This window comes from Streptomyces sp. NPDC014891, from assembly GCF_043081085.1.
In the GTDB taxonomy this organism is placed as follows: domain Bacteria; phylum Actinomycetota; class Actinomycetes; order Streptomycetales; family Streptomycetaceae; genus Streptomyces.
On the sequence record NZ_JBIBWF010000002.1, the window covers coordinates 618834 to 633167 of the forward strand.

At 74.1% G+C, this 14334-nt stretch carries 10 protein-coding genes; 3 read left to right on the forward strand and 7 right to left on the reverse strand.

All coding sequences use genetic code 11. The annotated features are described in order from the left end of the window. Nucleotides 1–149 precede the first annotated feature (149 nt). Nucleotides 150–713: an AAA family ATPase gene (locus tag ACF09E_RS07335; RefSeq protein WP_392204438.1), complete on the reverse strand. Its 564-nt coding sequence runs from the start codon at nt 711–713 to the stop codon at nt 150–152. Further along, nucleotides 710–1714 carry an EamA family transporter gene (locus ACF09E_RS07340; RefSeq protein WP_392204272.1) on the reverse strand — a complete coding sequence of 335 codons (1005 nt, stop codon included), beginning with the start codon at nt 1712–1714 and terminating at the stop codon, nt 710–712. The genes ACF09E_RS07335 and ACF09E_RS07340 overlap by 4 nt, the downstream gene beginning before the upstream one ends. A 146-nt stretch (nt 1715–1860) precedes the next feature. On the opposite strand from ACF09E_RS07340, the gene ACF09E_RS07345 reads away from it, so the two are divergent. Next, nucleotides 1861–2790: a LysR family transcriptional regulator gene (locus tag ACF09E_RS07345; protein WP_392204273.1), complete on the forward strand. Its 930-nt coding sequence runs from the start codon at nt 1861–1863 to the stop codon at nt 2788–2790. A gap of 110 nt (nt 2791–2900) precedes the next feature. Then, complete coding sequence (locus ACF09E_RS07350) at nt 2901–4736, forward strand: glycoside hydrolase family 3 protein (RefSeq protein WP_392204274.1); 1836 nt, start codon at nt 2901–2903, stop codon at nt 4734–4736. A gap of 49 nt (nt 4737–4785) precedes the next feature. On the opposite strand, the gene ACF09E_RS07355 is transcribed toward ACF09E_RS07350, so the two are convergent. The 3 genes from ACF09E_RS07355 to ACF09E_RS07365 all read right to left on the reverse strand — a co-directional run bounded on the left by ACF09E_RS07355 (nt 4786) and on the right by ACF09E_RS07365 (nt 10747). Continuing rightward, nucleotides 4786–6231, reverse strand: coding sequence for an aminopeptidase (locus ACF09E_RS07355; RefSeq protein ID WP_392204275.1), 1446 nt, complete (start codon nt 6229–6231; stop codon nt 4786–4788). A 97-nt stretch (nt 6232–6328) separates the two neighbouring features. Then, the gene (locus ACF09E_RS07360) at nt 6329–6754 is read right to left on the reverse strand and encodes a hypothetical protein (protein ID WP_392204276.1); all 426 of its coding nucleotides are present in this window, start codon (nt 6752–6754) and stop codon (nt 6329–6331) included. A gap of 186 nt (nt 6755–6940) precedes the next feature. Next, complete coding sequence (locus ACF09E_RS07365) at nt 6941–10747, reverse strand: ABC transporter ATP-binding protein (protein ID WP_392204277.1); 3807 nt, start codon at nt 10745–10747, stop codon at nt 6941–6943. Between the two features lie 192 nt (nt 10748–10939). Between ACF09E_RS07365 and ACF09E_RS07370 the strand changes: the two genes are divergently transcribed. Continuing rightward, complete coding sequence (locus ACF09E_RS07370; RefSeq protein ID WP_392204278.1) at nt 10940–11314, forward strand: hypothetical protein; 375 nt, start codon at nt 10940–10942, stop codon at nt 11312–11314. Nucleotides 11315–11491: 177 nt separating this feature from the next. On the opposite strand, the gene ACF09E_RS07375 is transcribed toward ACF09E_RS07370, so the two are convergent. Both ACF09E_RS07375 and speB read right to left on the reverse strand, forming a co-directional pair. Then, complete coding sequence (locus tag ACF09E_RS07375; protein WP_392204279.1) at nt 11492–13174, reverse strand: thiamine pyrophosphate-binding protein; 1683 nt, start codon at nt 13172–13174, stop codon at nt 11492–11494. A 118-nt stretch (nt 13175–13292) separates the two neighbouring features. Then, the gene (speB, locus tag ACF09E_RS07380) at nt 13293–14270 is read right to left on the reverse strand and encodes an agmatinase (RefSeq protein WP_392204280.1); all 978 of its coding nucleotides are present in this window, start codon (nt 14268–14270) and stop codon (nt 13293–13295) included. Between the last annotated feature and the right edge of the window lie 64 nt (nt 14271–14334).

Genomic DNA, 14334 nt, shown 5'->3' on the forward strand with positions numbered 1-14334 from the left:
ACTTCCTGGTCCGCGAGCTGGCGGGCGCGCAGCCGCCCGGCGCCCCTCGTGATCGGCCCCGAACTGCTCGCCGAGATGTTCGCCTGACCGCGCCGCTCCCCGAGCGGGAGCGGCCCGCCGGACCGCGCCCAAGGGCGGGGTCCGGCGGGCTACGCCGCCGGGGTCAGGCCGGTCGCGGCGAGGACCGCGTCGACCGTCTCCGCCACCGTGAGGTCCGCGTTGTCGATCCAGACGCCCTCGCCCGACAGTTCCTCGCGCATCGCCTCGTCCAGGAAGGTCCAGTCGGTCGTCAGGCGCTTGTCCCGGGCGTTGTTGCGCTCCCAGGCCTTGGCGGGGCCGGGGGCCAGGACCACCAGGTGGAGCGCGGCCACCGTGGTGTGGGCGCGGTAGTGGTCCAGGTGCGAGCGGCGTACGACCACGTCGTCGAGGACCGGGAGGAAGCCCGCGGCCGCGAAGCTGCCGGCCAGCAGGCAGGCGTTGCGGGCGCGGAGCAGGATCTGGCGGTCCGCCTCCGGGTCGCCGTCCGGGGTGGGCCAGTGGCCGCCGCTCACGATGAGGGACTGGAGTCCGTCGACCTCGATGTGCGCGGCGCGCGCGAAGCGGGTCGCGAGGGCCGCCGCGACGGTGGACTTCCCGCTGCCGGGGATGCCGGCGAGCAGCACCGCTCCGGGGGCCGGATCGGGGGCGTCGACGGTGATGTCCTCGAAGGTCATACGGGACTCTCCTCGCTGGTCGCGGGCCGTTCCTGGCTGGTCGCGGGCCGTTCCTCGCGGGTCTCGGGCCGTTCCTCGCCGAGGGGACGGCCGGTCGACGATACGGCCGCGGGCGCGGGCGCCGCCACGGGATTCCCGGCGGCCCGGCGGCCGGGCGCGAACGAGGTCAGGGCCACTCCCCCGACGAGCAGCGCCGCCGCGCACCAGCGGGCCGGGCTGACCCCCTCGCCCAGGAGGAGCGCCGCGGAGGACATGCCGAAGACGGGGACGAGGAGGGAGAAGGGGGCGACGGACGAGGCGGGGTGACGGCGCAGCAGCCACCCCCAGGCGCCGAAGCCGAAGACGGTCGTGACCCACGCGACGTAGACGACGACTCCGGCGCCGGTCCAGTCGAGGCCGCGGAGGGCGGCGAGGTCGCGCTGGGGGCCCTCCAGGAGGAGGGAGAGCGCGAGCAGGGGGAGGACGGGCACGGTGCTGACCCAGACCATGAAGTTGAGGGCGTCGGGCGGGGAGGCCCTGCGGGTGAGGACGTTGGACACGCCCCAGCAGGCGGCCGCGGCGACGACCAGGGCGAAGCCGGTGAGCGTGCCGGTGCCGCCCTCGTCGGCGGCCGCCACGCCGATGCCCGCCAGGGCGACCCCCATGCCGGCGAGCTTGAGGCGGCCGGGGCGCTCGCCGAGGGCGGCGAAGGCGAAGAGGGCGGTGAACACGGCCTGGACCTGGAGGACCAGGGAGGAGAGTCCGGCGGGGGCGCCGAGGTCCATGCCGGTGAAGAGGAGGCCGAACTTCGCCACGCCGAGGACGAGTCCGACCGCCGCGATCCACTTCCAGGCCACGCAGGGCCGGCCCACGAGGAACACGGCGGGCAGCGCGGCGACGAGGAAGCGGAGGGCGGAGAAGAGCAGCGGCGGGAAGTGGTCGAGACCGATCTCGATCACGACGAAGTTGATCCCCCAGACGGCGGCGACCAGGGCGGCGAGGGCGAGGTGGGCGGGGCGCATGCAGGCGAGCATGGCCGCCGCCGACCGTGTAGCACCAGCACGGATTCCTTCATGGTGGGATGTAGCGGTGCTTCACCGTCGTGTGCGGCGGGGAGGAGGCACCGCTCGACCCGTCCGTTCCCGCGCATCGAGGAGGAGGAGCGCCCGTGCTGGACCTCGGCCGTCTGCGCGCCCTGCACGCCGTCGCCGTCCACGGGAGTGTCGGCGCCGCCGCCACCGCCCTCGGCTACACCCCGTCCGCGGTCTCCCAGCAGATCGCGAAACTGGAGCGGGAGACCCGTACGACCCTGCTCGAACGCAGCGGCCGGGGCGTCCGGCTCACCGACGACGCCCACCACCTCGCCGCGACCGCCCGGCAGCTGCTCGCCCTCGTGGAGGAGGCGGAGGTGCGCCTGGAGGAGCGCCGCGGCCGGCCCGCCGGGCGGCTCGCGATCGGCTGCTTCGCGAGTGCGGCGCGCGGGCTGATGCCCCGGGTGCTCGCGGAGCTGGGCCGGGCGCACCCCGAGGTCGACGCCCGGCTCTCGGAGGTGGATCCGCACGTGTCGGTGGATCTGGTGGCCCGCGGGGTGATCGACCTGGCGGTGGCCCACGACTGGGACATCGCCCCGCTGCCGGTGCCGCCGGGGGTCGAGCAGGCGGTGATCGGCGACGACCTGTGCGACATCCTGGTCCACCGGGGGCATCCGCTCGCCGGGCGGGACGCGGTGCGCCGGGAGGAGCTGGCGGCGGAGCGGTGGATCTCGCAGCCGCCGGGGACGGTCTGCCACGACTGGCTGACGCGGACGCTGCGGGAGACCGGCTTCGAGCCGCTGATCGTCCATCAGGCGGAGGAGAACCACACGCAGGTCGCGCTGGTGGCCGCCGGTCTGGGCATCGCGCTGGTGCCGCGCCTGGGCCGCGGGGTGCTGCCGCCGGAGGTGGTGCCGGTCCGGCTGGACCCGGTGCCGACGCGTCGGCTGCACGCCATGTGGCGGACCGGGGCGGCGCGGCGCCCGGCGATCCGGGAGACGGTCCGTACGCTCCAGGAGCTCTGGCCCGGGATCGCCGCCGTGGGTGATTCGTGCGCAGGTCCTTGACCTGGCAGTTACTTTCGGGCTATCCGTGACTCCTTGGAAGTTTCCTTCACGAGCTTCCGGGGAGTCCGCACCTGGATTCCTTCAACCTCGCACGGCCGGAAGGAGCATCAGTGCACCACCGCGCCCCCGCCCCCTCCCGACGCACCCTCCTCACGGTGACCGCCGCCGCGGCAGCGGCCGCCGTCACAGGGGCGAGCAGCCCCGCCCTCGCCGGACAGGACCGGTACGACGACCGGAAGCTCCGGCGGATCATCGACCGCATGTCCCTGGAGGAGAAGGTCGGCCAGCTCTTCGTGATGCGGGTGTACGGCCACTCGGCCACCGCACCCGACCAGGCGGACATCGACGCCAACCTCCAGGAGATCGGCGTCCGTACGGCCGCCGAGCTCGTCGAGCGGTACCACGTGGGCGGTGTCATCTACTTCTCCTGGGCCCACAACACCCGGGATCCGCAGCAGATCGCCGCGCTGTCCAACGGCATCCAGCAGGCCGCGCTGGCCCAGCCCACGCCCGTCCCCGCGCTCATCTCCACCGACCAGGAACACGGCATCGTCTGCCGGATGGGCGAGCCGGCCACCCTGGTGCCCGGGGCCATGGCCCTCGGCGCGGGCGGCTCGCACGCCGACGCCCGCCGCGCGGCGCAGATCGCGGGCGCCGAACTGGCGGCCGTCGGCATCCGGCAGAACTACGCCCCGGTCGCCGACGTCAACGTCAACCCGGCCAACCCGGTCATCGGCGTGCGCTCCTTCGGCTCCGACCCGGCGGCGGTCGCAGGCCTGGTCGCCGCGCAGGTCAAGGGCTACCAGCGGGCCGGAGTCGCGGCCACCTCCAAGCACTTCCCGGGGCACGGCGACACCGCCGTCGACAGCCACTACGGCCTCCCGACGATCACCCACACCCGGGCCCAGTGGAGCGAGCTCGACGCTCCGCCGTTCCGGTCGGCGATCGCCGCCGGGATCGACTCGATCATGACCGCGCACATCGTCGTGCCGGCCCTCGACCCGAGCGAGGACCCGGCGACGCTCTCCCGGCCGATCCTCACCGGCATCCTCCGCGAGGAGCTCGGCTACGACGGCGTGGTGGTCACCGACGCGCTCGGCATGGAGGGGGTGCGCACCAAGTACGGCGACGAGCGCGTCCCGGTCCTCGCCCTGAAGGCCGGCGTGGACCAGCTGCTCAACCCGCCGAAGCTGGACGTGGCCTGGAACGCGGTCCTGAAGGCCGTCCGGGAGGGCGAACTGACGGAGGCCCGGCTCGACGAATCGATCCTGCGGATCCTGCGGCTCAAGTCCAAGCTCGGCCTGTTCCGGAACGCCTACGTCACCCGGGCCGGTGTCGAGCGGGTGGTCGGCACCGCGGCCCACCTCGCCCAGGCCGACCGGATCGCCGAGGCGACCACGACCCTGCTCGTCAACGAGGGCGGCTTCCTGCCGCTGGACCGGGCCCGCCACCGCTCGGTCCTGGTCGTGGGCGCCGACCCCGCCTCCCCGTCGGGCACGACCGGCCCGCCGACCACGACGCTCGCGACCGCGCTGACGGAGCTGGGGTTCACCGCGACCGCGCTCTCCACCGGGACCGCCCCGACCGCCGCGCGGATCGAGGAGGCGGTGGCGGCGGCCGCCGGGAAGGACGTCGTCGTGGTGGGCACGTACAACGTCACCGCGGCCAGTACGCAGCGCACGCTCGTGGCACGGCTGGCCGCCACCGGGGTGCCCGTCGTGACGATCGCGATCCGCAACCCGTACGACGTCGCCCGGACCTCCGGCCAGCGGGCCGCGCTGGCCACCTACTCCTGGACCGACGTCGAACTCCGGGCCGCCGCAAGGGTTCTGGCGGGCCGGGCGCGGCCCGGGGGCCGGCTGCCGGTCCCGGTGCAGAGCGCCGACGACCCGGCGACGGTGCTCTACCCGGTGGGACACGGCCTGTCGTACCGCCGGAGCGGCTGACACGGCGGGGGCGGGGCGGGCCGCCGGCGCGCCCCGCCCCCGCGCGGGGTCACGGCCGCAGGCCGTGCTCCTTCGTCGCGTCCTCGTCGACCTTCCGGTCGAGGCGCGCGTCGAAGCGGGCGAGCGGCTGCGCCGCCTGGACGGCCGGGGCGGGGACGCCGGCCCAGGCGAGGATGCGGGCGGTGGCCTTGTTCCGCTCGGCCTCGACGAGACCGTCGACGTTCGCGCCGTGGTTGGCGCCCGGCGCCACGTACACGTAGCTGTCGCGGGCGCTCTTGCCCAGGTGGAACTTCTCGGAGCCCCACGGGTCGTTGCCGCCGTACACGAACAGCATCCGGTTCGCGTTCCTGCGGACCCAGTCGTCCACGTCGCGCATGGCGTGCGGCTTGAACCTCATCGGGATCTCGCGCGGCACGAAGTTGCGCGCGGGCTGGTAGCCGTAGCGGCTCAGGCCCTTGAGGTGCGGCTGCTTGATGTCGGGCGAGCCGAGCTCCGTCGCCGCCTGGTAGTAGTACGGCGTGTACGGCTCCAGGCCCTGGTCGGTGTACGCGGACCAGCCGGAGTAGGCGTCGATCGTCTCGTAGACGGTGTCGTCGCTCGCGGTCCGGGCGTCCGGGATCTGGTCGCAGACGTCCTCGCCGTAGTACTGCCAGAAGCCCCACACGAAGTCGAGGACGACGGCTTCGAAGGCCTTGTCCAGGGTGCCGATGGTGTTGAAGGTGGCGCCCTCCGACTCGGCCCACGCCTTGTACTTGGCCTCCAGGGGCGCGCGGCGGAGCAGGGCCTCGCGCTGCATGCCGTTCAGCCGGTCGCGGCACTCCTTGGTGCCGACGGTCGCGAAGAACCGGTCGTAGGCCGAGTCCTCCTTGTTGACCACGTCGTTCGGGGCCACGTAGGCGACGACGCCGTCCATGTCGTTCGGGTAGAAGCGCTCGAAGTACGTGGCGGTCATGCCGCCCTTGGAGGCGCCCGTGGAGAGCCACTTCTGGCCGTAGATCTTCTTCAGTGCGGTGAAGATCCGGTGCTGGTCGCTGGCCGCCTGCCAGATGTCGAGCTTCGACCAGTCGGCGGGCTGCGGGCGGGACGGCGTGAAGAAGCGGTACTCCATGGAGACCTGGTTGCCGTCGACGATCCGCGTCGGCTCGGCGCGGCTCGGGGTGGTGCTCAGCGAGTATCCGCTGGTCCGGAAGACGGTCGGGCGGCTCGTGTCCTTGTGGAGGACGGAGATCCGCTGGTCGAACGTACCGGCCCACGGGCGCCGGTGGTCGATCGGCTGCTTGTAGTTCAGGACGAAGAAGCGGTAGCCCGCGTACGGCTTCTCCTCGATCAGGCTCATCCCGGGGATCGCCAGGATGCGGTCCTTGATGTCCGTGCTCTGCGAGTCGACGACGGCCGTGCTGTCCGTGTCCGTGTCCGCGGCGGTAGCCACGCCGGTCGGTGCCACGGTGCCTATGAGCACCGAAAGCGACAGCGCCCATCTCAGCGACTTGCGCATTGACCCTCCTTGGTTCACAACGGTGTCGCGAACCTAGCGGGGGCAACGTGCGGACCGCCAGACCCAGTTGACCCTTACCCTTGGACTTTCCTGTACATCAGCACAGGATCCAGCCCACGGACGTACCCCTCCCGGCCACCGAACCGCTCGCCCGGACGCAGCGGTTGAGGGCGTGGACGGTGACGGGGCCGGCCTGCCGCGCGAACCGGCCGGCCTGGACGGCGGGCCGGCCGCCGCGCGGCTGCAGCGAGACGGCCATCGGACGGCGGGCGCCGGGGCGCTTGGCGACGGTGACCGCGCAGGCGTAGTGCCGGGTGCGGTAGAGCCGGAGCTCTCCGGTCGCGAAGGTGATCGTGCGGGCGGGCCGGCCCTGGCAGACGGAGACCGCGTCGGCGGTGCCGGCGCCGGCCCCCGGGACGAGGGTGTCCGGGGTGAGCACCAGCACGAGGGCCGCGAGGAGCGGCGTGAGCACCCGGGCGAGCAGCCGTTGGCCACGTCGTGCGTGCTGCGTGTCCGTGGCCATGCGTTCCCCTCCCGAGTGGACCGGCGTACGGGCGTACGACGCACCCCGGCGCGGAATGGTTGCCTCCGCCCCTCGTCCGGCAGGGAACACGCGGCCCCGGAGATCACCGCGGGTGCCCGCCCGCGGGGCTCTCCGGGGGCTCCCCCCGCGGGGTCTCCGGGTGTTCGCCGGCGGGGTTCCGGGTGCTCAGACCCGCTCCGGCTCCCCCTCGTCGGCGGTCTCGCCGATGAAGGTCCGCCACAGCGTCGCGTAGCGGCCGTCCAGGGCGAGGAGCTCCGCGTGGGTGCCGTCCTCCGTGACCCGGCCGTGGTCCATGACGACGACCCGGTCGGCGCGGGCGGCGGTGGTCAGCCGGTGGGCGACGATCAGGGTGGTGCGCCCGCCGGGGCCCTCGGCGGGCGCGCCGGGCGGGGCCGCCCCGCCGGACCGGCGTCCGGAGAGGCGGTCCGTGGCCTGGTTGACCTGCGCCTCGGTGGCCAGGTCGAGGGCCGCGGTGGCCTCGTCGAGGAGCAGGATGTCCGGGTCGACGAGTTCGGCGCGGGCGAGGGCGATGAGCTGGCGCTGGCCCGCGGACAGGTTCCGGCCCCGCTCGGCGACCTCGTGGAGGTAGCCGCCGTCGAGGGTGGCGATCATGTCGTGGGCGCCGACCGCCCGGGCCGCCGCCTCCACCTCGGCGTCGGTCGCCTCGGGACGGCCGTACGCGATGGCGTCGCGGACCGTGCCGGCGAAGAGGTAGGCCTCCTGCGGGACGACGCCGAGCCGGTGCCGGTACGCGGTGAGGTCGAGGTCGCGCAGGTCGGTGCCGTCGGCGGTGACCCGGCCGGCCGTCGGGTCGTAGAACCGGGCGACCAGCTTGACCAGGGTGGACTTCCCCGCGCCGGTCTCGCCGACGAACGCGACGGTCTGCCCGGCCGGGATGCGCAGGTCGATGCCGGTGAGGGCGGTCTCCTCCTTCGGGGCGCCGTCCTCCCCGCCGTAGGCGAAGGACACGTCCTCGAAGGCGATCTCGCCGCGCAGCGACAGCACGTCCAGGGGCGCGGGCGCGGCGGCCGTCGACGTCGGCTCCTGGAGGAGCTCCTGCATCCGCTTGAGCGAGACGGCGGCCTGCTGGTAGCCGTCGAAGACCTGCGAGAGCTGCTGCACGGGGGCGAAGAACAGGTCGATGTAGAGGAGGTAGGCGACCAGCGCGCCGGTGGTGAGCGTGCCGCCGTCGATGCGGTTCGCCCCGACGATCATGACGGCCGCGGCGGCCACCGAGGACAGCAGGGTGACGAACGGGAAGTAGACGGAGATCAGCCACTGGCCGCGGACGCGGGCCTCGCGGTAGTGGTCGCTGCGCTCGGCGAACCGGGCCGCTCCGGACTCCTCGCGGCGGAAGGCCTGCACGATCCGGAGGCCGGAGACGGACTCCTGGAGGTCGGCGTTGACGACGCTGATCCGCTCGCGGGCCAGCTCGTACGCCTTCACGCTGGAGCGGCGGAAGAAGTACGTGGCGACCGCGAGGACCGGCAGGGTCGCGAAGACCACCAGGGCGAGCTGGAGGTCGAGCACGAGCAGCGCGACCATGATCCCGAAGAAGGTCACCACGGAGACGAAGGCGGTGACCAGGCCCGTCTGCAGGAACGTCGACAGGGCGTCCACGTCCGTGGTCATCCGGGTCATGATCCGGCCGGTCAGCTCGCGCTCGTAGTAGTCCAGGCCGAGCCGCTGGAGCTGGGCGAAGATCTTCAGGCGCAGCGCGTAGAGGACCCGTTCGCCGGTGCGGCCGGTCATCCGGGTCTCGGCGGTCTGCGCGACCCACTGCACGAGCACGGTGACCAGGGCGAGCGCGGAGGCCGCCCAGACGGCGCCGATCGCGAGCCGGTTCACGCCCTCGTCGATGCCGTGCCGGATCAGGACCGGCAGCAGCAGTCCCGCGCCCGCGTCGACGGCGACCAGGCCGAGGCTGATGAGCAGCGGGACCCCGAAGCCGCGGAGCAGCCGGCGCAGGCCGTAGCTGTCCTCGGGCGAGACGGCGCGGGCCTCGTCGATGCCGGGGGTGTCGGTGGCGGGCGGCAGGGCCTCGACGGCGGCGAGCAGCTCGGGGGTGGCTCCGGGGGCGTCGCTCTCCCGGTCGGCCGCCTCGTCGCGCACCCAGAGGGTGGGGGTGATGCCGCGCTCGGCGTCGAACTCGGCGTCCAGTTCGGCCCGCAGGGTGCGGTCCACGGGCGGCTCGACCGGGGTGGTGTGGCCCGGGGAGACGGCGCCCAGCTCGTCCGGGTCGGTGAGCAGGCGGCGGAAGAGCGGGGAGCGCTCCTCCAGCTCGGCGTAGGTGCCGAGGTCGGCGAGCCGGCCGCCCTCCAGGACGGCGATGCGGTCGGCGAGGCCGAGGGTGGAGCGGCGGTGGGCGATGAGCAGGGTGGTGCGGCCCGCCATCACCGCCTTCAGGGCCTCGTGGATCTCGTGCTCGACCTTGGCGTCGACGGCGGAGGTGGCGTCGTCGAGGAGGAGGAGCCGCGGGTCGGTGAGGATCGCGCGGGCCAGGGCGACGCGCTGGCGCTGGCCGCCGGAGAGGGTGAGCCCGTGCTCGCCGACCTTGGTGTCGTACCCCTCGGGCAGCTCGGCGATGAAGCGGTCCGCCTGCGCGGCGCGGGCCGCGGCCTCGATCTGCTCCTGCGTGGCGTCCGGGAGGCCGTACGCGATGTTGGCGCGGACCGTGTCGGAGAAGAGGAAGGAGTCCTCGGGGACGAGGCCGATCGCGGCGCGCAGCGAGTCCAGGGTGAGCTCGCGGACGTCGTGGCCCCCGACGAGGACGGCGCCGTGGTCGACGTCGTAGAAGCGCGGGAGGAGAAGGGACAGGGTGGACTTGCCGGAACCGGAGGCGCCGACGACGGCGACGGTCTCGCCGGCCCCGATCTCCAGCGAGAAGCCGTCGAGGACGGGACGGGTCCGGCCGTCGGCGGTCTCGTAGGCGAAGGACACGCCGTCGAACTCGACGGTGGCGGGCGCGTCGGCGGGCAGCTCCTTGCCCCCGTCCGTGACGAGCGGCTCGGTGTCGACGAGGTCGAGGACCCGCTCGACGCCGGCGCGGGCCTGCTGGGCGACGGTGAGGACCATCGCGAGCATGCGGACCGGGCCGACGAGGGAGGCCAGGTAGGCGGAGAAGGCGACGAAGGTGCCGAGGGTGATCTGGCCGCGGTAGGCGAGCCAGCCGCCCAGGGCGAGGACGGCGACCTGGCCGAGGGCGGGGACGGCCTGAAGGGCCGGGGTGTAGCGCGAGTTCAGCCGGACGGTCCGCAGCCGGCCGGCGAACAGCTTCCGTCCGGCCTCGCGGATCTTGCCGGTCTCCTGGTCCTCCTGGCCGAAGCCCTTCACGACCCGGACGCCGCTCACGGCCCCGTCGACGACTCCGGCGACTACGGCGGCCTGCTGCTGGGCGTGCCAGGTGGCGGGGTGGAGGCGGGTGCGGCTGCGCTTGGCGATGACCCAGAGGGCAGGGGCGACGGCGAGCGCGACGAGCGTCAGCGGCAGGGACAGCCAGGCCATGACGCCCAGCGAGATGAGGAAGAGGAGGACGTTCCCGATGGTCATCGGGAGCATGAACAGCAGGCCCTGGATGAGCTGGAGGTCGCTGGTGGCCCGCCCGATGACCTGCCCGGTGGACAGTTCGTCCTGCCGCCGCCCGTCGAGCCGGGTGATGGTGGCGTACATGTCGGTGCGCAGGTCGTGCTGGACGTCGAGGGCGAGGCGGCCGCCGTAGTACCGGCGGACGTAGGTCAGGGCGTAGACGAGGACGGCGGCCCCGATGAGGAGGCCGGTCCAGACGGCGAGGTCCCGGGTCTTCGCCCCGATGACGTCGTCGATGATCACCTTGGTGACCAGCGGGACGAGGGCGAGGACGGCCATGCCGGCGAGCGAGGACCCGAGCGCGAGCAGGGTGTTCGCCTTGTACCGCCATGCGTACCCGGCGAGCCTGCGCGCCCAGCCCTGTTGTTTCTCCCCGACCGCCGCCACGAGTGGCCTCCCGTTCCGTCCTGCTCTACCGGAAGGCCCAACACGCCTGGACTGCGATTTCATCCCGCCGCAACAAACCGGCGCACGGGTGCGTCCGCGGGCCCCGGGGTGCGGGAAGGGTGCGGTGGTGGGTAGGGAACCCGGCGGGCCGTCCTCGGGCCGGCCCCGGGTGTCCGGGAGAAGAGGTGGTACGTGGCACGGGTCGAGGACGGGATGCCGTACGCGTGGGGGCAGCTGTACGCGGCGCTGCTCGCGGTCGGGGGGCTGGCCAGGGCCGGCCGGGTGCAGCCCGCGGAGGCCCGGCAGCTGGAGCGGACGGCGGGCAACCCGCGCAACGTCTGCTGGCAGCTGCTGGGCGAGGCCGGGCAGCAGGCGTTCCTGGCGCGGGAGCGCGGCGGGGTCGTCGCCGAGGCGGCGGTGGCCGTGATGGCCGACGCGGTCCGGCTGCTGCCGGCGCGGCGGGTGTCCCGGGACGGCTTGCGGCAGGACGAGGCGGCGGCGTTCCGGCAGGGGTACGAGGAGCGGCTGGCCGCCTACCGGAAGGAGTGGGAGGGGCTCGTGGGGTGAGCGGCCGCCGCGGCCCTCGGCGGAGCGGGTGAGCGGCCGCTGCGGGCCCGGCCCGGATCCGGTGGCGGCCCGGTGGCCCCGCCCGGGTCGGGCGGGGCCACCGGTGCGGTGCCGTCGGCTCCGTCAGCGCGGTCGGCGCCGGCAGCGCGGTCGGCTCCGTCAGCGCCGGCAGCACCGTCAGAGGTGTGTCGGTTCGAACATCCTGAGGAGGGCGGGGAGGACGATGACCGAGGGGCCCGGGGCGGCGAGGGCCTTCGCGAGGTCCGCCGCCAGGTTCTCCGGGGTCGTCGAGGTCGCCGGGACGCCGAAGGACTCCGCGAGGGCCACGAAGTCGGGCCGGGACAGCTCCGTGCCCGTCGCCTCGCCGAACGCGCCCGTCATGTACTCGCGCAGGATGCCGTAGCCGCCGTCGTCGACGATCAGCCACGTCACGTCGAGGCCGTACTGCCGCGCCGTCGCCAGCTCGGCGATCGAGTACATCGCGCCGCCGTCGCCGGACACCGCGAGCACCGGCCCGCTCGGGTCGGCCGCCGCCGCGCCGAGCGCCGCGGGGAAGGCGTAGCCGAGGCCGCCCGCGCCCTGCGCGGAGTGCATCGTGTTCGGGTGCCGCGCGTCGAAGGCCGACCACGCCCAGTACGCCAGGATCGTCATGTCCCAGAAGCTCGGGGAGCGCGCGGGGAGCGCCTCCCGCACCGCCGCGACGATCTGCTGCTCCAGGTCCAGGCCCTGCGCCGCGATCCGGTCGCGGACCTTCTTCAGGACGGCCGCGACCCGCTCGGGGGCGGTGGCGTCCCGGCGCTCCCCCACCGTCTCCAGGAGGGCCTGGAGGGCGAGCCGGGCGTCCGCGTGGATGCCGAGCGCGGGGTGGTTGGACTCCAGCTTCCCGGCGTCCGCCTCGATCTGGATCACCCGGCCGCGCGGCGCGAAGGTGTGGTAGTTGGAGGACAGCTCGCCGAGTCCGGAGCCGACGACGAGCAGGACGTCGGCGTCCTCCAGGAAGTCGGTGGTGTGGCGGTCCTCCAGCCAGGACTGGAGCGACAGCGGGTGCTCCCAGGGGAACGCGCCCTTTCCGCCGAAGGTCGTCACGACGGGGATGTCGAGCCGCTCGGCGAGCGCCAGGAGCTTGCCCGAGGCGTCGGAGCGGACGACTCCGCCGCCCGCGATGATCGCCGGGCGCTCGGCGTTCGCCAGGAGGTGCGCGGCGACCGCGGTCAGCTCGGGGCGCGGGGCGATGTCCTCGGGGGTCGCGTCCATGGCCGTCACGACCGGCAGGGTGGTCTCCGCGAGGAGCACGTCCTGCGGGATCTCGACCCAGACCGGGCCGTGCGGGGCGGTGAGGGCGGACTCCCAGGCCGCGGCGATGGCGGACGGGATCTGGGACTGCGTACGGACCGTGTGGACGGACTTCACGACGTCCCGGAAGGAGGCCTGCTGGTCGCGCAGCTCGTGGAGGTAGCCGTGCCGGCCGCCGCCGAGGCCGGCCGCCGGGATCTGGCTGCCGATCGCGAGGACGGGCGCGGAGGCGGCGGCGGCCTCCTGGAGCGCGGCGAGCGACATGAGGGCGCCGGGGCCGGTGGAGAGCAGCAGCGGGGCCGCCTCGCCGGTGATCCGGCCGTAGGCGTCGGCGGCGAAGCCCGCGTTGTTCTCGACGCGGAGGCCCACGTACCGGAGGGAGGAGCGGCGCAGGGCGTCGAACATGCCCAGGGCGTGCTGGCCGGGGAGGCCGAAGACGGTGGTGGCGCCGAGGCCGGTGAGGGTCTCGACGACGAGGTCGCCGCCGTTCCGCCCGGCGGGCGGGTTGAGCGCGGCGGTCGTCTGCGCCTCCGTGGGCCGGAGTACCAGGTCGTGGTCGTGGGTCATGGCGTCCCTCTGGGCGTGGCGTGGTCGGTCGGATGCGGCCCGGCGGGTCGGGGGTGTGCCGTGCGTTCCGCCGGGGAGTGCCCCGGGCGGAAGGTACACGGCACACCCCCGGCGGGTGCTACTGCGCGGCGCGGCTCTCGGCGATCTGGCGGGACATGATCGTCGTCAGCTCGTACGCGGTGTGGGAGGCGGCGACCGCGGTGATCTCGGCGTGGTCGTAGGCCGGGGCGACCTCGACGACGTCCGCCGACACCAGGTTGCAGGAGGAGAGGCCGCGGAGGATCTCCAGGAGTTCGCGGGAGGTCATGCCGCCCGCCTCCGGGGTGCCGGTGCCGGGGGCGTGGGCCGGGTCGAGGCAGTCGATGTCGATGGAGATGTACAGCGGGCGGTCGCCGATGCGCTGGCGGAGCTGGTCGGCGACCTCGTCGGCGCCGCGGCGGTAGATGTCGGCCGAGGTGACGATGCCGAAGCCCATCTTCTCGTCGTCGGTGAGGTCCTGCTTGCCGTAGAGCGGGCCGCGGGTGCCGACGTGGGAGAGCGCCTCGGTGTCGAGGATGCCCTCCTCGACGGCGCGGCGGAACGGGGTGCCGTGGGTGTACTCGGCGCCGAAGTACGTGTCCCAGGTGTCGAGGTGCGCGTCGAAGTGGAGCAGGGCGACGGGGCCGTGCTTCTTGGCGACGGAGCGGAGCAGGGGCAGCGCGATGGTGTGGTCGCCGCCGAGGGTCATCATGCGGGCGCCGGAGTCCAGCAGGTCGTCCGCGGCGGCCTCGATGGTCTCGACGGCCTCGTTGATGTTGAACGGGTTGGCGGCGATGTCGCCGGCGTCCGCGACCTGGGCGAGGGCGAACGGGGAGGCGTCCTGCGCCGGGTTGTAGGGGCGCAGGAGGCGGGAGGCCTCACGGATGGCGTTGCCGCCGAAGCGGGCGCCGGGGCGGTAGGAGACGCCGCTGTCGAAGGGGACGCCGACCACGGCGATGTCGGCGGTGCCGACCTCGTCGAGCCGCGGCAGCCGGGCGAACGTCGCGGGACCGGCGTACCGCGGGATGCGGGACGAGTCGATCGGGCCGCGCGGGGTGTTCTGGTCGCTGCTGCTCATGGTCGGGTCCTCCTGGGTGTTTCGGTGGGGTCCGGCCGGGGCCCGGGTCTCGGGGCCCCGGCCG